Genomic DNA, 19,676 nt, shown 5'->3' with positions numbered 1-19,676 from the left:
GCCTTCCTTAGAAAAAATCTCAAGTCCGTAGGGCATTTCACGGGGTTGTCCCGATACTCGGGCATGGATCGCCGGGCTAGTCTCGTGGGCTGGGGACCCGCGACGTCCCCGCGTCGCTCAATCAAAAAAGGCAAGCACCATGCCCACCACCACGGACAACCTCAAGGAAGCCTTTGCCGGCGAAAGCCAGGCCAACCGCAAGTACCTCGCTTATGCCGAAGCCGCCGTCCGGGAAGGAAAGCCGGGCGTCGCCAAGCTGTTCCGCGCCGTCGCCGCCGCTGAGACCATTCACGCCCACGCTCACCTGCGCGCGCTCGGCGCCATCAAGGGCACGCTCGACAACCTCGCCGATGCGATGGAGGGCGAGAGCCACGAGTTCACCTCCATGTATCCGGCGATGGTGGCGACCGCGAAGGCCGAGGGTCACAAGCGCGCCATTCGCTCGATGACCGAGGCGATGGAAGTCGAGAAAATCCACTACGGCCTGTTCGGCGATGCGCTGGAGGCGGTGAAGGCCGGCAGCGATCTCGGCGACGTCGTCATCCGCATCTGTCCGAACTGCGGCCATACGGTGATCGGCGATGCGCCCGACGCCTGCCCGGTCTGCGCCTGTGCCGGTGAACACTACAAGATCATCGAGTGATCCCATTCCGCGCCGCCGTGGACGGGCGGCGGCGCTGGCCTCATCAATGCGCGCGATTGCCATCGGACACGCGAGGCGTTCCGATCGATGACGAATGCTGTGGGCGGAAAGGCAGGAAATGGTGCCGCACGACGGCATCGGAATCCATACTCGCTTGAATTCATTCATGTTCATCCGTGAGCGAGCACGGAAAACGTTGCCGGATATCAATGAGATATTGAGGCGACGGTAGTCAGGCTGGTTCAACGATGGCCGCCCAAGCCCATGTCGAAAGGTGGAGCGAAGGGTGGAGCGATGTCGAGGCCTTTGAACAAGCTGGGCGCGCGAGCGGTCCAGACTCGCCCCTCTGGCAAACACAGCGACGGCGGCGGGCTTTGGCTCGTCAAGACCGACCAGAAGTCCGGCTATTGGGTGCTGCGCTTCACCATTCACGGCAGGCGCCGGGAGATGGGGCTTGGCTCGATCGCCGTTGTCTCACTGAAAGCGGCGCGCGAGGATGCGACGAAGTGGCGAGCCGTGGCGGCGAGTGGGCTGGATCCTATTGTCGAGCGCGAACGGCTGGCGCGCGAGGCGGCGCGCAATCTGCATCTACTGAAGGATTTGACGGACGACTGTTTCGAGGCGCTGAAAAAGTCGCTCAAGAAGGAAGGTAAGGCCGGCCGCTGGCGCTCGCCGCTCGATCTTCACGTTCTGCCGAAGCTGGGCAAGACGCCCGTTTCGCAAATCGGGCAGATCGACATTCGCGACGCGCTCAAAGGCATTTGGACGACGAAGCCGGACCCGGCAAGAAAGGCGCTCAATCGCATCAGCGTCGTTTTCAAACATGCCGCAGCACTCGGCCTCGATGTAGATCTTCAAGCGCCGGCAAAAGCCAGGGCGCTACTCGGCGCACAAGGACACAAATGGGAGCATATCCCCGCCGTGCCGTGGCCTGAGGTGGCGGACTTCTATGCTTCGATCGGCGACGGCACGGTAACGCACCTCGCTCTCCGTCTCCTCATCCTGACCGGCGTTCGTTCCGCGCCTTTGCGCTTCATCCGGCTAGACCAGATCGAGGGGGACGTCTGGACCATTCCGGCGCAGAACATGAAGGGACGAGAGGGAAAGACCGAGGATTTCCGCGTTCCACTTTCGGCAGAAGCGTTGCGCGTCATCGAGCAGGCGAAGCCGCTCGCCCGAGATGGATGGCTGTTTCCGTCGGTGAGGAAGGGCGTCATTTCCGACGCGACCATGTCTCGCCTGATGGAGCGTCGCGGCATGAAAGAGCGGCCGCACGGTTTCCGATCGTCTTTGCGCGATTGGATGGCGGAAGCGACCACCACACCGCACGACATCGCGGAGACCATGCTTGGCCACAGCGTCGGCGGATCTGTCGAGCGCGCCTATCGCCGCACCGACTTTCTTGCTCAGCGGCGCGCCATCATGGAGCAATGGGCGTCGGTCGTGACGGGCAAGACCATTGCCGAAAGCTCCGTTGCCGATGCGGCTTGATTCGCGGGAACCGACAAGATCAGCCGGCGACGGGCCGTAACCGCTCGCCGGCTACCGGTTCGTGAACTCCGACACTGGTCCATTTCCCATCAATGGGCACGGCGCAAACCACCTGATGCAAGCCTAGCCACATCGGATCAAACCAACCCGATGAGGTGAAAATGAATCAGGTCATGGTCAATACGGCTCATCCAGACCCGTGGCTTTCTGACGCCGAAGCCGCCGCGCTTATTGGCATCAGCCGAACAACCTTCAGACGCGGCGTCGTGGCTGGGCGGTTCCCTAAGCCCGTTCGTCTCGGCGGGTTTGTTCGCTGGCCGCAGTCCGAAATCTTCCAGGCGTTGGAAGACCTCAAAGCCAAGCGGCAATGAGGGCTTTATGCAATCCCGGAACAGCACTTCGAAAATCGACTTCGACGGCATCAACCGGGCGGCGTTGCGCTGTCTCCCGGCCCTTCTTGCGCGCTGGCTCCCCGACGGTCGGCGGATCGGTCACGAGTGGACCGCCCGCAATCCCCAGCGGGCGGATCAGCGCGCCGGCAGCTTCCGCATCAACCTGAAAACAGGGAAATGGGCGGACTTCGCAACGGAAGACAAGGGCGGCGATGTGGTCTCGCTGCTGGCCTATCTCACTGGCGAAAATCAAGCCGATGCGGCCTGCACACTGGCCGGTATCGTAGGGGTCGACATCCATGAACATTGATCTGTCGCCCCTCACCGCAGACGAGCGAGGCAGCATTCCGGCCGACGCGGCAAGCGCCGAAGAGTGGCGCCCGGTCATGCCGGTTCCCGATACCGCCCCGTCGCTGACGGGCGCCTTGCTCGACCAGTTCGCCCCGCGCGGTTTCCAACGGGCCGGCGCCTGGAAGTATGTCGACGCCGAGGGACGAATGCTCGGCGCTGTCGCGCGCTTCGATCGGCCCGGCAACGCACCGGCAAAGCAAGTGCTGCCGATCACCTATTGCCAGGGTGTCGGCGGCCGGGGCGAGTGGCGCGCCAAGGGGTTCCTGGCACCGCGTCCATTGTTCGCCCTGGACTTGCTCGCCGGCCGGCCCGACGCGCCGGTTATCGTGGTGGAAGGCGAGAAGACGGCCGCAGCGGCCGGCAAGCGCTTTGCGGACTATGTCGCCACTACGTCGCCCGGCGGCTCCAAGGCAGCGCGCAAAGCCGACTGGTCGCCGCTCAAGGGTCGGCGCGTCATCATCTGGCCGGATGCCGACGCGCCAGGCGCTGCCTATGCTGCCGACGTTGCCGAACTCGCCAAGGCGGCCGGCGCCGTGTCGGTGGAGACCGTCAAGCTACCCGCTGGCCTTCCCAAAGGCTGGGATGTCGCCGACGAGCTACCGGCCGGAATGAACGACGCGGATCTCGCTCGCTTGCTGGAAGCGGCGGGCCGGCCCGCCGCCTGGGCCGCTCCCGTCGCCATCACATCGAGCCTGCCGCCTGTCGATCCGTTCGATCCGGAAATGCTGCCGGAAGCCTTGCGCGGCTATGTGTTCGACGTGGCCGATCGTCAGCAGTCGGTGCCCGACTTTGTCGCCGTCGCCGCGCTGTGTGGTCTGGCGGCGATGATCGGCAACCGGGTTCGTGTCGGACCGAAACAAAACGACGACTGGATCGAGGTCCCGAACCTTTGGGGCGCCATCATCGGCCCGCCGTCCGCCATGAAGTCGCCGGCCATGCAGTCGGCGCTAGGCCCGGTCTACGCCCTTCAGGACGAGATGCGGCGAGTTTGGCAAGCCACCATCGAGGCTGGCGACATCGACGACTTGCTCACGAGCTTCGACGAAAAGGAAGCCAAGAAGCGCGCGGCCAAGGCGATCAAGGACGGCGACCGGGAAGCGGCTCGCTCGATCCTCGCCGGTCTTCAGAAGGACGACGAGGACGAACCGCCCTGCCCGCGCATCGTCGTCAATGATGCGACGGTCGAAAAGCTCGGCGAACTGCTCAACGAGAACCCGCGCGGCCTGCTGCTGATGCGCGACGAGTTGCCGGGCTTCCTCGCGAGGATGGAGAGCGAGGAATACGCCAGCGAGCGCGCATTCTACCTCGAAGCCTTCAATGGCTCCGGGCGCTTCACCTATGACCGCATCGGGCGCGGCACGGTCCACATTGCCAACTGCACCTTGAGCCTTATTGGCGGCGTGCAGCCGTCTCGGATTGCGCCGATCGTGCGCGGCGCCATCACCGGCACCTCTAACGACGGCCTTATCCAGCGCCTTCAACTCGCCGTCTGGCCGGATCTCCGTTCGTCCTGGCGGTGGGTGGATCGCCATCCCAGCAAGGAAGCGCGCGACGCTTTCGAGAAGGTGTTTCGAGATCTGCACGAATTCCCGCTCGGGCGCCCCGATCAACCGTTGGTGCTGCGCTTCTCGCCGGATGGACAAGACCTTTTCAGGGCGTGGATGGAAGAGATCCAGTCCGACGCAAGGGCCGGCAACCTGTCGCCCGTCTTGGAAGCGCACTTGCTCAAGATGCCGAAGACCGTCGCGAGCCTCGCCTTGCTGTTCGAGCTGATCGACGGCGGCAAATTCGAAATTGGCCGAACAGCAACGCTGCGGGCGCTCGCCTGGGCCGACTATCTCCGCAGCCACGCCCGCCGGCTCTACGCGTCCGGCGGAACGATGATCGAAGACGGCGCCCGGCTGATCGTCGAGCGGCGCGGCCAGCTTCCCAATGAGTTCTCGGCGCGAGATGTCTATCGGAAGCATTGGGCCGGCCTTAGTGACGGTGAGACGGTGGCGGATGCCATCGAGCTTCTCATCAAGACGAACCATTGCCGCGAGACCAAACGGACTGAAACACAGATGGGCCGGCCGGCAATCGCCTACCAGTGGAACCCGACGCTCGGAGCGTCGGTCCAATGAACCGATGGATCACGGCGCTAAAAAAACACGGGAACGCGCCTGAGACGGAGCGCCAAAAGTGCCAAAATGCTCCTTGGAGGACTTATGGCACTTTTGGCACTGCCGGTTCTGGGCGAAACGTGGATTTTTCGGAGCAGCGAGACGACGGCGCGAGGCGCTATTCCGACTGGACCGAGGAGGGGCGGCGCGACCTCTACGAGGAGCGCGCGGCGATCATGGAGTTCGATGGAGGGCTTGCGCGGGAAAATGCCGAAGCGACGGCGCGGAGGGACCTATTCGGCTCGACCTCTACCATTTCCGCGTAGATTTCTCTGTTGAGACTCGCACGTAGTAATTGTACATCGGGTTAAAGCTAGAATGATCCAGGGCATGAGGGCGTGATGGAGGAAATCGTCAGCCGCATACTTCCGTTCTTTTCAACACCTAAAAGCTACGAAGATGTTCTGAAGAAACTCGCTGGAACAGCCTTTTATGAAGTATATATTATTACTCTCATCCTCCGGAGCAATCCCCATGTTGATGAGTTGTTCCTCTCAATAGAGAAGTGGGGTGCGATCGGGCGATTAATATCCCTGATTCCACATTATGAAGTAATCAATATATCCGGCCTTTTTATAGCGTTTGCCGTCTCCACCTTGACATATGTGTTCGAATTCCACGACAGATTATCTGACTTGGTTGGAATACGGGAGACTTTCGACACAGAGAGCATTATTTTTCCATTGGCCAGAGGCGTTGGTTTCGATATTGGCGAAGACCTTAAGCAGAAGATTATAGCTGATAGGCATAAAATTATGCACTCAGCCTTCTATAGATTTTCTTCAAGTAGAAATGAGAAGCCCCTTGTAGACAAACATGATATTGAGCATGCGCTAAACGCTTGGTCGTGGTTCTGGATATTTGTCGAAGGCGTTTCGTATTTCCTGGCCGGATGCGTCGTTTCAATCTTTTTCCGAGACAGCGAAATCGGGTTCATTCTTGCTTGCGTTGCCGTCGTGACGTTTGTTTTGGCTTTGCTCCAGCACTCTCGGCTAAAAAAATACGCAGCCCCTCAAGTTCAACGCATACTGTCCGACGCCGACGCATCAAAAGTAGTAAAGTCCGTTTTCGATGCGTTATAATCTTTACGACGGCGTCGAAATAAGAACGGAAAACGCGGCAAAACCTGCGTCACAGCCGTCAAAATATCTCTTGTCGATCATGAGTAATTTGGAAAACGTCGAATCATCATTCGACTATGGATGCGGTAAACTACGCTATTCCGAACATATATTGAAATCGACCAGCATTTTGACTGTCGTGGATTCTGAATGCCAGTTATCGAGGGAGCAGTATTTATTTGGGAGGAAAACCAGCATCAGGTCGCTCTACGAGCGAGCAAATGTCGTTGATGTGTACAACCAAGAAGAGTTTGATTTGGTTGAGCGCAAATATGACCGCGGGTTTTGTATCAATGTGCTATCGGCAGTTCCGTCTTACGAATGGAGATGGAAAATAGTAAAGTCCATACATAGAAAATTAGCTACGGGCGGAGAAGTGCTTTTTGTTGTTCAATACAGAAATTCTGATTTCTCTAGAATGATGCGAATGGAGAACACAAGACCTTGGCTTGACGGGTTTATTATTGACTCTCGCAGGGGCTATTCATTCTATGGGCTTCTTCCTCCTCAGCGACTACACCGCTTTTTGCTGAGAGCGGGATTCCATGTCACGGACTTCAAGCTAAATGAAGGCAGCGCTTATATGTGGGCTACTGCCCGCTAATTGAATACTGTTCTTAGACACCTGCCGACGCGCCTATAATAGCCGCGCCATCCCGGAATCGCCCCTTCACTAAACTAGCAATCGTTAGTGAACGAGGGCGACATATGCCAAGGGGATCGGCACCTGGAGAGCGGCGGGGCGGACGGCAGAAAGGCACACCGAACCGGCCGGCGTCCGTGCGAGCCTTCCTGGAAAGCGCTGGCGTCAATCCGGCCGAACGGCTGATTGTCCTCGCCAAGCGGGCCGAAAGTGCCGGCCAGATCGCTCTTGCCGCTGACATCTGGAGCAAGCTCGCCGCCTTGGCATATCCGAGGCCGCAGCCGGCGACGCCTCCCGCAACTACCGACCCGCACGACAATCCGTGACGCGCTGAACCGGCGCGGCTCACGCTCATCTCATGACATTTCCAGGGGGCTCAATGCCTGTTGTACCGACCTACGGCGAGCCGCGCGTTCAGCTTCAACCGGGGCTGAATTTTCGCGACAACACCCACGCGACCGGCGCCATGTTCGGCGCTCAGATCGGCCAAGCTCTCGGCACCCTAGGCAAGGGGCTGACGGACGTTGGCGAGGTCATGGCCCAAGTCAGGGACATCGACGGCACCAACTACGCCAAGGAAGCCGACAACACCTTCGCAGGCGTGGTCCGAGATCTCGGCTATGGAGAAAACGGGTATTTCGGCAAGCAGGGCGCGGCGGCGGTCGAGGGCCTGAAGCCCTTGGAAGACGCATTGCGAGAGGCAGCGGAAAAGAGCGCCGCTGGCTTGCCGCTCAATGCGCGGGAGAAGTTCCAAAGGGCAGCCGAACAGCGCATCCAGTCGGCACTTCAGACCGCCTACGTATACGCGATGGACCAACGGAAGACCTGGACCATTGCAACCGGCAATGCCCGCCTGGACAGCTTCCAGAACGACGCGCTCACCCACTACACCGACCCCGACGCGATCAATCTGGCGATCGCATTGGGACAAGCCGAGATCCGCAGCAACCCGGCCTATTCTCCGGACGTGGTGGCGATGAAGGAACGCGAGTACGTCTCGACCGTTCGCTATAACACCGTCCTGCGCTTGCTCACCGACGATCCGAAAGCGGCCGAAGCCTACTTCAACGCCCACAAGACCGAATTTTCCGGCGAAGATCAGTACAAGTTCACCGAGGCGCTGAAGACGCCCTTGCTCAATGCCAATGTGCGGGCGAACACGGCGAGCTATTTCAAAGGCGGCGCCGGAGATCAGGCCGCGCCGACCGATGCGGCGAGCCTCATTCGCGCCAGTGAGGGCTTCCGCACCCAGCCTTATTGGGATGTGAACGCCTACCGCATCGGCTACGGGAGCGACACCATCACCAGGGCCGACGGCTCGATCGTCAAAGTCGCGCCTGGGATGACCGTGACGCGCGAGGACGCGGAGCGCGACCTGGCGCGCCGGATCAACACCGAGTTCGTGCCGGGCATTATCAAGAGCGTCGGCCAGGAGGCTTGGGCGAAACTGCCGGCGAGCGCGCAAGCGGCTCTCGCCTCCGTCGCCTACAATTACGGCTCTCTGCCCTTCCGCGTCGCCAATGCCGTGGTCATGGGAAGCCCCGAGGAGATCGCGCGCCAGGTCGAGGCGCTTCAGACCGACAATGACGGCGTGAACAAGGACCGGCGTTTGCATGAAGCGGCGATCATTCGCGGCGCGGCCGGCATTGGCGCCACCCAGCTTTCGGACGGCGGCACGGCTCCGGATGTGGAGGCATTCGTTTCCACCATCGCCAACCCCGATGAAGCGGCGCTGACGCGCAAGGCGATCTATGAGCAGATCGGCCAGCAGCAGACGGCGTTCAAGGCGATGAGCAAGGCTCAGGAAGATCGGTACGAGAACCGCATTGCCCTGGGCGACGGCTCGCTGACGATCGACGAGATCCAGGGCGACCCTCGGCTTGATGACGGACAGCGGGCGAAGCTCACCAACTCGCTGAACGCGAAGAACAAGGACATCGTCGAGACGCGCCAAGACGTGGACGCCTTCGCCGCCGGCCGCTTGGTTGTCGACGGCTACAGCGAGTCAGGGCGAAAGAAGAACGATGCGGTTTGGCAAGCCGTGTCGGCAAGCGCCCCGCCAGAGCAGCGGCCGAAGCTCCTCGATGCGCTCATCGGTCAAACCGGCGTGGTTCCGACGCCCGTCATCAATGCGATGCGCTACAACCTTTCCAGCGGCAACACCGAGAACGCCCAAGCGGCGCTTCAACTTGGCTCGCACCTCCGCTCCGTCGATCCGGGGGCGCTGGCCCGCTCGCCGTCGGGCGGCGCGCTGGCCGATCAAGTCGCGCTGTTCGATCACTACACGTCGTCGGTCGGGCTCTCTCCGGCCGAGGCCACGCGGCGCATTCTCGATGCCCAAGATCCGGACAAGGTCCGCCAGCGCGCCGCGCTGATGAACACCGAACCGATGAAAAAGGCGATCGACGCGGCAGCCACCGAAAGCAACGTTCGCTCGCTGTTCGGCGGCGGCTGGTTTTCCAGTCCGCCAACGCTTGGCAAGACGGCCGCGCAATCGGCGGCGATCGTCAGCGACTACCGCGAGACGCTGACCGAAGCCGTCTTCGATGCCGGCGGCTACATCGACGCGGGGACGAAGCTCGCCAACGATCGGTTCCAACGCCGCTACGGCACGTCCGCCCTGTCGATGGATGGACCCGCTGCCGTGATGTTCCTGCCGCCGGAGAAGACCTATCCGGCCGACCCCAAGGGAAGCCACGACTACATCCGCGAGCAGGCGCTTGCCGATCTCACCGCCGATGGCATTCAGCCGAAGGCCGTTTTCCTTGTCCCCGATGAGACGACCGAGGCCGACGTTCGCGCCGGCCGCGCGCCGCGCTATCAGGCCTGGTACACGGACAGGGACGAGATATATCACCTCGCCCCCACGCGCTTCTTCGCCAAGCCGCCTGTGCTCGATTACCAGGGGCTGACCGAACAAGGGCAAAGGCAGTTTGTCGAGTCCGGTCATGCCGCTCGCCAAGAGCTCGCAAAGGCAATCGCTGAAGCCGGGTCCGCCTCGCCGGAAGCCGTCGCTGATCTACGGCAGCGTATCGAGCAGCAAGTCTACGTCGACCCGCAACATGCCCATGCGGTTCTCTCCGATGTGTTGTCTGGCGAGTTGACGCCGGCCGAAGCCATCCGCCGTCTAAAGTGAGGTTCCGATATGCCATTTGACGAGACCAGCATTGTTGGCCCGGTTGCCGACTACGGCTTGAACCAGAAGATCGGCCCCGCCCCCGAAACCGACCCTAGCCTTGCGGAGTCCGCCGCCGCCTCTCTCAGGCAGAATAATACGGTCATATCGACCCTGACGAACAAGACCCTCTACGACAAGGCGACGGGCGATTTCTACGACCACATTCCAGGCTACACGCCGTTCACGCCCGAGAACATGAAAGGATATGAGGACGAAAGCGAGCGGTTCCTCAATATCTGGAATCCGGGCGCGAACGCCCAGCTGAAGGCTCAGATCGACATGGAGCGGCGCGACAAGGCGACACGCGCAAAGTCGGGCTGGGTCGGCACTGCGTTCGACATCGGCGCCGGCATCGTCGATCTGCCCACTCTTCTTCCCGGCGGCGTCGGCCTGCGTGGCGGACGGGCCGCCGTTGGCCTTGCTCGCGCCGCGCTCGATGCGGGGATCGCCGCCGGTGGCGGCGCCGTGGTTCAGGAGTTTGGGCTCCACGCGACCCAGGAGACGCGGACGGTCGAGGATAGCCTCTCCAACGTCGGCGGCTCGGCACTGCTCGGCGGCATCCTGGGAGGCGCCAAGTATGGCGCGCTGTCGGCGATCGACTATTTCAAGGGATCGGCGGCCATCGACAAGGTGAAGGCGCCTGACGCCGACGCGGCGACCGATGCTCTTCACCGGGAAATGGCGGCCTATGCCAACGAGCTCGGCGGCAACCAGCCCATGCCGCAGGGTATCGGCGCCCAAGGCGTCGCCCCTGAAAGGCTCGCCGATTACGACATCGCCGGCAAGGCGGCACGGGCGACGGCCAAGGCGACGGCGCAACTCAACCCGCTGCTGCGCACACTCCAGAGCCCGGCTCTCACCGTGCGCCAGGTCGCCGCCGGGCTGATGGAGAACCCGGTTTATCTCACCAAGAACCTCGACGGCGCGGGCGACGCGGCGGCGGAAAGCGCCATGCGGCAATGGTCGATCGGCGCCGCCGCCGACGCCATCGAGGCGAACCGCGCCGCCTACGCCGACGCCCGAAAGGCCGGGCTCGCCATGAGCCTCGACGACTTCAACGCCGAGGCCGGCCGGGCCATGCGGCGCGGTGATGCGAGCAGCGTTGCCGGCGCCACCGAAGCGGCCGAGGCTTGGCGCTCAAAGGTATTCGATCCTTTGAAGCAACAGGCGATCGACGCCGACCTTTTGCCTGCCGATGTCGATGTGAAAACGGCCGAGAGCTATTTCAGCCGCATGTGGCGCCGGCCGGTGCTGGAAGCGCGCGAAGGCGAATTCCGCGACATCGTGCGGCGGTGGGTCTCGGACACCATGGACGAGATCGAGGCAAAGACGACCAAGGAGGCAGACGCCACCCGCGCCCGCTTGGCAGAGGAGAGAGCGCGCATCGAGACCGATATCGCACGCCGCGCAAAAGCCTCGCGACGGAAAGGCCGATCCCAACCCGATGACGACGTTGCGAACCTGATGGCGCGCGTCAATGCCGGTGAGAAGCTGCCCAAAGGGCAGGACTTGGCAGCGGTCGTGAAGACCGCCAGGGCGGTGCGGCGCGTGCTCAGCGACATGGACCGGGCACGCATCGCCGCGCTCGATGCCAAGGCGGCGGACGGGGGCCGTGGCAGAAGCGTTGAATTCGTGAACGCTGCCGACCGGGCCGACTACATCAACGGGATTGTCGACGACATTTTCGCCCAACTCACCGGGCGCGGCGGCGCGTCGACCAACTTCCAGCCGGTCATGGCGGCGCGCGGCCCGCTGAAGGAACGGACGTTCAACATCCCCGATCACCTCGTCGAAGACTTCCTGGAGAGCGATATCGAGTTGGTCGGCCGGCGCTATGCCCGGATCATGGCCGCCGACATCGAGCTCGCCAAACGCTACGGCTCGCCAACGCTCAAGGACCAGATAGCGGAGATCCGCGACGAGTATGCCCGCCTTCGAGAGGTGCCAGGGGCAGACCGGAAGAAGCTGGGCGCCCGCGAGCGCGCCGACATCCGCGACATCGAGGCGGTGCGCGACATGTTGCGCGGCGTCTATGGCATGCAGTCGGCCGGCGAGCCATGGGCGCGGACGCTCGCGGCGGCGCGCGTCTTCAACTACACGCGGATGATGGGCGGGGTTGTCATCGGCTCGCTTGCCGATGCCGCCCGGCCGGCCATGGTGCACGGGCTGCGCTCCTACGTGAAGGACGGTCTCGCCCCGCTGCTCCATGGGCTCCAGGGCGTCAGGATGAGCGCCAAGGAGGCCCGGCATGCCGGCGCCCTGGGCGAGACCATTCTTCATTCCCGCATGGCGGCGCTGTCGGAAATCACCGATCCATACCGGCACGGCACCGTCATTGAGCGACTGATGGAAAACCTGTCGACGCGGTTTTCCAGAATGACCGGCCTCGATCTCTGGGACGATTTCAATCGGACCTTTGCCTCTCGCATGACGCAGAACCGCATTTTCGACAATGTGATGAAGGCGGCGAAGGACGGCTTTGCTTCGCTGCCGGAGCGCGAACGCGCCTACATGGGCTATCTCGGCATAGGCCAGGAGCGCGCCGAACGGATCGGCGAGCTGTTCATCAAGCACGGCGAGACGGTCGACGGCGTTCATGTCGCCAATACCGAGGCCTGGGGCACTGAGGCGGCCGGCGACGCCTTGCGCCAGGCGTTCCGTGCAGCCGTCGCCAAGGATGTCGGCTCGATCATCGTGACCAAGGGCGTTGGCGATGTGCCCTTGCTGGCAACCACGCCGATCGGCAAGTCGCTGCTCCAGTTCAAGAGCTTCGCCATCGCCGCAAATCAACGCGTGCTCATTCGCGGCCTTCAGGAAGGGCAGACGCGTTTCATCGGCGGCGTAACCGGCATGGCGACGATCGGCATGTTCATCTATTGGCTGCGCCACGTCGCTTTCGGCACGGACGTTTCCGACAATCCGGGAACGTGGCTCGCCGAAGGGCTTGACCGCAGCGGCGTCTTCTCGGTGCTGTTCGAGGCGAACAACACGTTCGAGAAAATGGGGTTGCCGGGCATCTATACCGGCGCGGCGGCGGCCTTCCCCGGCCGCAGCCAGCGAGCACCGGCGAGCCGGTTTGCTTCGCGTGGCGTGGTCGACAGCCTGCTAGGTCCGACAGCCGGCACGGCGCGGGATATAGCTTCGGTACCCGCGACGATCGCCAACATCATGAAGGGAAACCCGGCGACGCACTCCGACTATGTGCTCGCCAAGCGCTTGGCGCCGTTCATCGGACTTTGGTTCGTTCGGCCACTGTTCGCGCATGTGATAGATCCGGAGCCGCAGAAGCGGTGAAGAAATCAATAGCGACTCCACCGCAATTGCTGCGCCCTGTTGCCGCAACGATTAGGGGCCGCTAGATTCCCTACGTTTCCGATCTGCTGCAACCGACCGCTGGGGTGCTCGCGCGCGGCTTTATGGATGGCGCGCGACTTGAAGGATGGTCTAGGTGTTAGCTAAGTGCTTTTTCCGACCGTCGATTGCCTCGTTTGTCTTCTGCTTCGCAGCAATTTGGGGGGCGGATGTCGCGACCGCTTCCCAAATGAAGATGATTTGCGAGAACCCACGACGGGAGTATGTCGTCCATTTTGACGATGTAGCCAAGACTCTCTTCTCGAATGACACTCAATATCGCGTTTTGGCCATCGAGAACACGGCAACACGGTTTGTTGTTGTTGGCCTTACCATTGATAACGGGCCGACTTTCCGAGCCCACTTCCGTCCTTATAAGAAAATGGAGTTCTTTGCGGAAAACCAGCTATTTCAAACGGACGGCTGTCGGTAGGAGACATGGGCGAGCTGGACTGATGGCTTCCAATAATACGCGTTCCGCTTGATCCGGACTCATCCGGCTCAAGCGGGTTTCGGCCTGACCGGCCGGCGCCCAGTCGGGCGCTTCCGCTTCTGTCAGGTTCCGCCCGAAAGGTCGAAACCCGACGGAAACGGTATAAGTTGCTCGGGAAATAAACTGCCGCCCGACGTCCCGCAGACAACACAGTGAGGTGGCTTTCGTTGTAGCTGCATTACTGAAGGCCTAAGGAAAGCTCATTCATTGCGTGGTCGGATGGAAAGCGTCGATGATGCTTCGACTGCCGCAATCACGCCTGTCTGATCTGGGTTCCGTTTACAGGCGCCGAATATTGAGGCCCATAGTTCCATTCTTGTCCGAGAGCCTAAGTCGTATAGTGGCTCGCCTTTGTCGGACCGCTCGACGTTCATGCCGGTTATATAGCCTTCGGTCCACGTTAGCATCCAACTCGCGACCACATTGTTAGTCGGCGTTGTCGAGTCTTTCATATCTTTTATAAGGATTTTGCAATACTCAGCCATTATGCCGCCGCCAAAAGCGTGCGTATCTTGAGCCATCGCCGAAGACGAAGCGCAGAGACACACGATGCTGTAGACTGCTACACATTTGTAATACATCTTACCTTCATTATGAAGCCCTCTCTCCGCCAAATAATCCGAAACCAAGCACGAAATTTCGAATGCTATTAAAACCGTCTATACTCAACAAGCCCTACGCCTGAACTTACACGGCATATCGAACAGTATCGCCCACATTCCAAGCCGGCCCACGCGTGCCCTGCCCTGCTCGTCGGTGTATCGCCCTTTGCTATATTTCGGCCAATCGATCGCATAGCCCACGGCGCGGGACTGCCGTGAAGGCAAATAGAAACCCCGCCAAAGCGGGGTTTGTGGATCAGTCGAGCGTGCGCAGGCGTTTATGCCGCAGCCTCTACCTCGGCATCCTTGGCGGCAACGACCAGCAATTTGCGCACATCATCCGGGCAGCTCTTTATGAGAAGCAGATAGGCGCGGACGCCGCCCAGCGGGCGCGACCGGCCCTGCTCCCAATCCCGGATTTGGTTGACAGAAAACCCGAAAGCCGACGCAAAATCGTCCTGCGACATTCCGATCGCGCGGCGGATTGCGCGCACGTTGATCTCGGCGGGGACATGCAGCTTAGCCGGGGAGGCCTCACCGCGCGCAATGGCCAGCGCTTCGGTAAGACCCTCACTGATCTTGTCGAATGCCTTTTTGCTCATCGGTTCTCTCCTACTCTCGCCATCCGGCCATCATACTGTTCGACGATCAATGCCGTCACTTTCTTCAATTCGTTCCTCTCTTTAGCAGAGAGGTTAGCCCTCTCGCCTTTTGAAAAGACCGTAATAAGAAATACCGGCAACATGTTCCCGGAAAAGAACGTGATCGTGCGGTACCCGCCGCTCTTTCCCTTCCCACGACCTGCCACGCGGAGCTTGCGACATCCGCCAGTCCCGACGATCTCGTCGCCAGCCATGGGATTGTCGGCCAGAAAGGAGATCAGCTCTGATCTTTCTTCCTCAGTCATCCCGGCTTGATCGGCTGCGCGCCGAAATGCATGGGTTTCACAGATCGTGTGCATGGATATAAATACGCAAGTTACGTAGTCTGTCAACCGAAGGGCGACATTTTGTGGCACATGGCTGATATCACGTAAACGCGCGGAACCGCCGCAAAGAGGTGTTCCGCGAGCCTTCTCGCGAAATGCGCCGGCACAATTCAAACCGCCCGCCCCAGATCCCGAGCCGCCCGGCTCGCGGTCGGTGTGTATGAAGCACTTTTCTTGCGGTATCTGAGCGTAGAGCGAAAGGTGGAGCAAAAGAGGGAGGCAAGTGGCGAAAGCACCGCCAATCTATTGTTTTATCTAGATTTACTTGATAAAAATGGTGCCGCACGACGGATTCGAACCGCCGACCCCATCATTACGAATGACGTGCTCTACCAACTGAGCTAGTGCGGCGCCGGCGCGGGAGTTGACCCCCGCGCGACGGGGCGTTGATACCGGCATCCCCGGCTAATTTCAAGCACCGCTTCGGAAGAAAATGAAGCTGGTGCCGATCGCCTCACGAGAAGGGCGATTCCGGCGTCAGGCTGCGCGCCAGGCCCTTTCCGTTGGCCGGTCCCGGATCGTCGGGCGGCGGCGGCAATACTGCCAGAGGATCGACCGCGACACTGCCGGCTGCCGGGGGTGGTGTGACAACCGCTGCCGGCTTCGCCTGCTCTTTGGAAACGATCGGGAGAGGGGGAGCCTCGGCCTTTTCCGCCACGACGGCCGGCTCGTCCTTGGGTTCGGCGTCCGGTTCCGGCGACCGCTCTTCGATCTCCACGACCGAGGATGGATCTTCGGGCGTTTCCTTCGCTTCCGTGACCGGTAGCGCCTCGGGGGGCGCTGGCGGGTGCGGCGTTGCCGCGATGACGGCAAGGTCGTTGCCGTCGATCGCCTCGCCGATTTCGCGCTCGGCGGGCACACGCCATTCCACCGCGTCGAGCCGGCCGGACAGCGGGGAGAGAGGCTGCCATGCGTCGAGCACCAGACCATCGGCTGTCCAGGCCGCGTCGCGCGGCGCGCGAACGGCGCGCGCCAGCCATTCGCGGACACGACCGACGTCGCCGCTCTCACTTTCCTCCAGTTCCGCCATCATCAGGCAGACGCGCTCGGTCGGTGACTGGCGGAGCGCCTTGGCAAGCGCTTCGCGGGCCAATGTGAACTCGCGTGCGTCAAGGGCGGCACGGGCCACGGTCACGGCGCCTTCGGGGTGAACCGGCTTCAGGTTCTCCAGCATGTGGGCGCGCTTCAGGCGATCGCGCGCCGAGTCGCCCGGGCGCAGATGCAGATAAGCGATGGCAAGATCCGGATGCGGGTTCAGCTTCCATGTGGCCTCCAGGACCTTGGCCGCCCGGCGCGTATCAAGCTGGCGCGCCAACGTGCGGGCGGCAACGGTGGCTGCCGGCACGAAATCGGGCGCGATCTTGTGCGCTTCGAGGGAGAAGGCGCGCGCCTTTTCCGGCTCGCCATCCTCGATTTCCAGGGCGCGTGCCGTAAGCAGCACCGCGCGCGTGCGGTTGGCGTCTCCCTTGCCGACCAGGCGCCCCGCGACACTCTGGTCGAGCACGGACAGCGCCTCGCTCCAGTTCCGGTCGGCGGAGAGATAGTCCATCATGGCGGCGCCGGCCCACGGCAGGGCGGGGTTTTCCTTCTGCGCCTCGGCGGCGAACTGACGGGCGGCCGCGACCTCACCGGCGCGCGTCGCTTCGATATAGAGGCCTCGGAGACCGAGCAGGCGCGTCTCCGGCGCTTTCAGCATGCGCGTGAAGGCCTGCCGGGCCGAATCGCTTCGGCCTTCGAGCTGGGCGGCCTGAGCGGCCAGCAGCAACACCAACGGCTCGCTCTCCAGAAAACGATTGGCTTCGGTGGCTTCGCGCTGGGCAAGACGATAGTCACCCGAGCCGACGGCGATCATGCCCCGCGACAGCGCGCGGTAGCCACGGTCGCGCCGACGGCCGGCGAAATAGGTGCGAAGGCCGCGTGGGGCACGCCAAAGGCCGGACGAAATCTTCCAGATGACAAGAAGGGCAACCGCGAGAACCAGCAGCGCGACCACGACGACGCGCAAGGGCGGCGCTGCGGCGCCGCCCGGCCAGCTGACCGAGACGGCTACCGGCACGCCACCCAGCCAGTCGAAGGCAAGAACGGCGAGAAACAGCGCGGCGACCGACAGAAGAATGCGGATCATCTCGGAGCCTTTCCGAAGCGGGCGGCGGGGTCAGTCGGCGGCGGGCACCGACAGACGGTCGACGATACGGGCGGAGATGGCCTTGATGCCGGCGTCGACGCGAACGCGCGCATCGAGCTCGGCGAGCCAGCTCTCGGCCGGAGGGCGGGCCCAGGCGGGCAGGGTGTCGGCGGCCGCTTTTGCCGCGGCCGCGTCGCCGCGCTTCAGGGCGTCACGGATCGCTTCGACGGCTCCGGACGCCGGGTCCGTCGCGGCCGGCCCGGTCTCGCGATAGTTGACCAGGGACTTGGCGCTGTCGAAGACCCCCTCCATCCAGCCCTTGCCGGGCTCGACCGGTCGCCGGGCCAGCATGGCATCGACCGGCAGCGTGGCCAGAAGCCGGTCGCGCGTCGGCACTCCCTGGTCGGCCACCGCCCTGAGATCGTCGAGGCCGGGGAGATCGGGGGCGGCCGCCGCGATCACGGCAAGGTCGGCTGAAAACGGCAGACCGGCGTCGATCTTGCCGGACAGTGAGGTAAGGGCGAGCGACAGGGCAGCGATCTCGCCGCCCTTCGGTGCGTTGGCGAGGCGCTCTTCGATGGCTGCGAGCCGAGGCGCCAGTGCGGCGCTTTCGGCCTTCAGCCCTTCCGCCTCCGTGGTCAGCTCGGCGAGGCGGCCTTCCAGCGTGGCGATCGCAGCGGGATCGACGGTCGGCCTGTCGGCCGTGGCTTTCTCGGCCGCATCCAAGCGGGCGGCAAGCTCGTCAACGCGAGCGCCGAGCGGGGCGAGGTCGACGGCCGGGGTTTCGCGCCCTTCAAGAGTGGCGATGCGGTCGCCGAGTGTTTCCATTGCCGCCTGTCCGGCCGCCAGCCTGTCGGCGACCTCGCCCAGGCGCGTTTCCAGCGTCGCCGGGTCGATGCTGCCTGCGTCCTCGCCGCTGCCGCCAACCGGCAGAATGGCAAGCAGTACCAGGGCTGCCGCACAGCCGCCGACGAGACCGGCGCCCAGAAGAGGCAGCAGCGTCTTCATCTGGCTGGGACGGTCGGTGCGCGGTGGCGCGGCGGCTTCCGTCGCCGCATTCGCTCCGGTGTCCTCCGAATCCATCATCGGTCTGTCCGGCTGCGGAGGATCGCCGATGGGTGGCTGATCTCCCGGTGGCGGCTCGATCGGAGGAACGTCCGGCCCGGGCGGTTCGATGATCGGCTTCTCCGGTTCCGGAGGTTGGGGAGCTGGCGGCTCGGGAACGGGTGGTTCGCGAGGCGGTTCCTGGGGTGGCTTGGGCGGCTGGGCAGCCTTTGCCACCTCCTTCGCTTCAAGGTCGATGACCGGAGCTTTCGGGCGATTGCGCCGGCCGGCAGCGTCCTTGCGGTGGTCTTCGGATGTCATGGTCTCAAGTCCCTCCGCTTCTTGCTCGCCGCCGACAGTTTCGCGCAGCCGGGCGGCGAGCGCAACGCTGGCGTCAACCAGAGCCGGGCCTGTCGGTTCCGCCGCCACCACGAGTTCGGCGACGCGGCCGGCTAGCGGCGCCGCGGCGGCCTCCGATAATGCCACGACGCCGAGACGGGCGAGGCGCGGCGTCCAGCCCATCGTGTCCATGAGATCAAGGAAAGCTTGCGCGGAGCGGCGCGAGGCGACGATCAGTCCGGTAATGCGCTCCTGGGCAAAAGCGTCGGCGACTTCGGGCGCGAGCGTTTGTCGCGGTTCGGCACGGTAGAGTTCCGCTTCGGAGACCGTGACGCCGAGCGTCGCCAACCGTCCGGCGATGTCGCCGGCCTTGTCGCGTCCACCGGCGTGGACCAGCCGGTGGAACCCGGCGCGGGCGACGAGGTCGACGAGATCATCGGCATTGCCGTCGGCCGACCGAACATCGGTGAAACCGGCGGCGCGGGCGTCGTGGGCGGTGCCGCCGCCGACGGCGATCACCGGCAGCCGGGTGAGCGTATCGAGGCCGTCCGCGCCCTTCAGGATCGCCACCGTCTGGCGCGAGGTCAGGATCAGTGCTTCGGCGTCGGGGTCGGCCGCCCGGACGCGATCGACAGGATCGGTCGCCGGTTCGATGCTCAGCATCGGTTCCGCAAGGGCCGGAACACCTCGGCCAGCGAGGGCGGCCACCATGTCGCTCGCCTGCGGTTCCGGACGAAGGACGAGTAGAACCAT

At 62.9% G+C, this 19,676-nt stretch carries 15 protein-coding genes, 1 tRNA gene and 1 pseudogene; 12 read left to right on the top strand and 5 right to left on the bottom strand.

The genetic code is table 11. The features are described from left to right. Nucleotides 1–139: 139 nt before the first annotated feature. From M4J39_RS15135 to M4J39_RS15085, 12 genes and pseudogenes are all read left to right on the top strand, one after another. Nucleotides 140–643 carry a rubrerythrin family protein gene (locus tag M4J39_RS15135; protein WP_251729236.1) on the top strand — a complete coding sequence of 168 codons (504 nt, stop codon included), beginning with the start codon at nucleotides 140–142 and terminating at the stop codon, nucleotides 641–643. Nucleotides 644–937: 294 nt separating this feature from the next. Continuing rightward, nucleotides 938–2,134, top strand: a complete 1,197-nt coding sequence (locus M4J39_RS15130) for a site-specific integrase (RefSeq protein ID WP_251729235.1) — start codon at nucleotides 938–940, stop codon at nucleotides 2,132–2,134. Between the two features lie 161 nt (nucleotides 2,135–2,295). Continuing rightward, on the top strand, nucleotides 2,296–2,505 hold the full coding sequence (locus M4J39_RS15125) for an AlpA family transcriptional regulator (RefSeq protein ID WP_251729234.1): 210 nt from the start codon (nucleotides 2,296–2,298) through the stop codon (nucleotides 2,503–2,505). 7 nt (nucleotides 2,506–2,512) lie between these two features. Beyond that, on the top strand, nucleotides 2,513–2,836 hold the full coding sequence (locus tag M4J39_RS15120; protein ID WP_251729233.1) for a hypothetical protein: 324 nt from the start codon (nucleotides 2,513–2,515) through the stop codon (nucleotides 2,834–2,836). Beyond that, nucleotides 2,826–3,335: pseudogene (locus M4J39_RS23095) on the top strand (hypothetical protein); the annotation flags it as partial. The gene M4J39_RS15120 and the pseudogene M4J39_RS23095, both read left to right, overlap by 11 nt. 150 nt (nucleotides 3,336–3,485) lie before the next feature. Next, nucleotides 3,486–5,000: a YfjI family protein gene (locus tag M4J39_RS15115; RefSeq protein ID WP_371875459.1), complete on the top strand. Its 1,515-nt coding sequence runs from the start codon at nucleotides 3,486–3,488 to the stop codon at nucleotides 4,998–5,000. Between the two features lie 119 nt (nucleotides 5,001–5,119). Beyond that, nucleotides 5,120–5,305: a hypothetical protein gene (locus tag M4J39_RS15110; RefSeq protein ID WP_251729231.1), complete on the top strand. Its 186-nt coding sequence runs from the start codon at nucleotides 5,120–5,122 to the stop codon at nucleotides 5,303–5,305. Between the two features lie 75 nt (nucleotides 5,306–5,380). Continuing rightward, entirely contained in the window at nucleotides 5,381–6,121 is a 741-nt protein-coding gene (locus tag M4J39_RS15105; protein WP_251729230.1) for a hypothetical protein, read from the top strand. Next, nucleotides 6,111–6,764, top strand: coding sequence for a class I SAM-dependent methyltransferase (locus tag M4J39_RS15100; protein ID WP_251729229.1), 654 nt, complete (start codon nucleotides 6,111–6,113; stop codon nucleotides 6,762–6,764). Before M4J39_RS15105 ends, M4J39_RS15100 begins: the two co-directional genes overlap by 11 nt. A gap of 104 nt (nucleotides 6,765–6,868) precedes the next feature. Next, a complete protein-coding gene (locus tag M4J39_RS15095; protein ID WP_251729228.1) occupies nucleotides 6,869–7,129 on the top strand; it encodes a hypothetical protein in 261 nt (86 codons plus the stop codon). A 53-nt stretch (nucleotides 7,130–7,182) separates the two neighbouring features. Further along, on the top strand, nucleotides 7,183–9,939 hold the full coding sequence (locus tag M4J39_RS15090; protein WP_251729227.1) for a glycoside hydrolase family protein: 2,757 nt from the start codon (nucleotides 7,183–7,185) through the stop codon (nucleotides 9,937–9,939). Nucleotides 9,940–9,948: 9 nt separating this feature from the next. After that, nucleotides 9,949–13,275 (top strand): hypothetical protein, encoded by a 3,327-nt coding sequence (locus M4J39_RS15085; RefSeq protein ID WP_251729226.1) that lies wholly within the window; start codon nucleotides 9,949–9,951, stop codon nucleotides 13,273–13,275. Nucleotides 13,276–14,705: 1,430 nt separating this feature from the next. On the opposite strand, the gene M4J39_RS15080 is transcribed toward M4J39_RS15085, so the two are convergent. The 5 genes from M4J39_RS15080 to M4J39_RS15060 form a co-directional block, all read right to left on the bottom strand. Beyond that, the gene (locus M4J39_RS15080; RefSeq protein WP_251729225.1) at nucleotides 14,706–15,029 is read right to left on the bottom strand and encodes a DNA-binding transcriptional regulator; all 324 of its coding nucleotides are present in this window, start codon (nucleotides 15,027–15,029) and stop codon (nucleotides 14,706–14,708) included. After that, nucleotides 15,026–15,388, bottom strand: a complete 363-nt coding sequence (locus M4J39_RS15075; protein WP_256469776.1) for a type II toxin-antitoxin system RelE/ParE family toxin — start codon at nucleotides 15,386–15,388, stop codon at nucleotides 15,026–15,028. The genes M4J39_RS15080 and M4J39_RS15075 overlap by 4 nt, the downstream gene beginning before the upstream one ends. A 302-nt stretch (nucleotides 15,389–15,690) precedes the next feature. Next, nucleotides 15,691–15,766 (bottom strand) — tRNA-Thr (locus M4J39_RS15070). A 103-nt stretch (nucleotides 15,767–15,869) separates the two neighbouring features. Further along, on the bottom strand, nucleotides 15,870–17,540 hold the full coding sequence (locus M4J39_RS15065) for a heme biosynthesis protein HemY (RefSeq protein ID WP_251729223.1): 1,671 nt from the start codon (nucleotides 17,538–17,540) through the stop codon (nucleotides 15,870–15,872). Between the two features lie 30 nt (nucleotides 17,541–17,570). Continuing rightward, nucleotides 17,571–19,676, bottom strand: a complete 2,106-nt coding sequence (locus M4J39_RS15060) for a uroporphyrinogen-III synthase (protein WP_251729222.1) — start codon at nucleotides 19,674–19,676, stop codon at nucleotides 17,571–17,573.

Origin of the sequence: Pleomorphomonas sp. NRK KF1, assembly GCF_023721755.1 — a bacterium.
Lineage (GTDB): Bacteria > Pseudomonadota > Alphaproteobacteria > Rhizobiales > Pleomorphomonadaceae > Pleomorphomonas.
The sequence above is the reverse complement of the archived record's forward strand: the minus strand, read 5'-3'. Positions and strand labels throughout refer to the sequence as shown.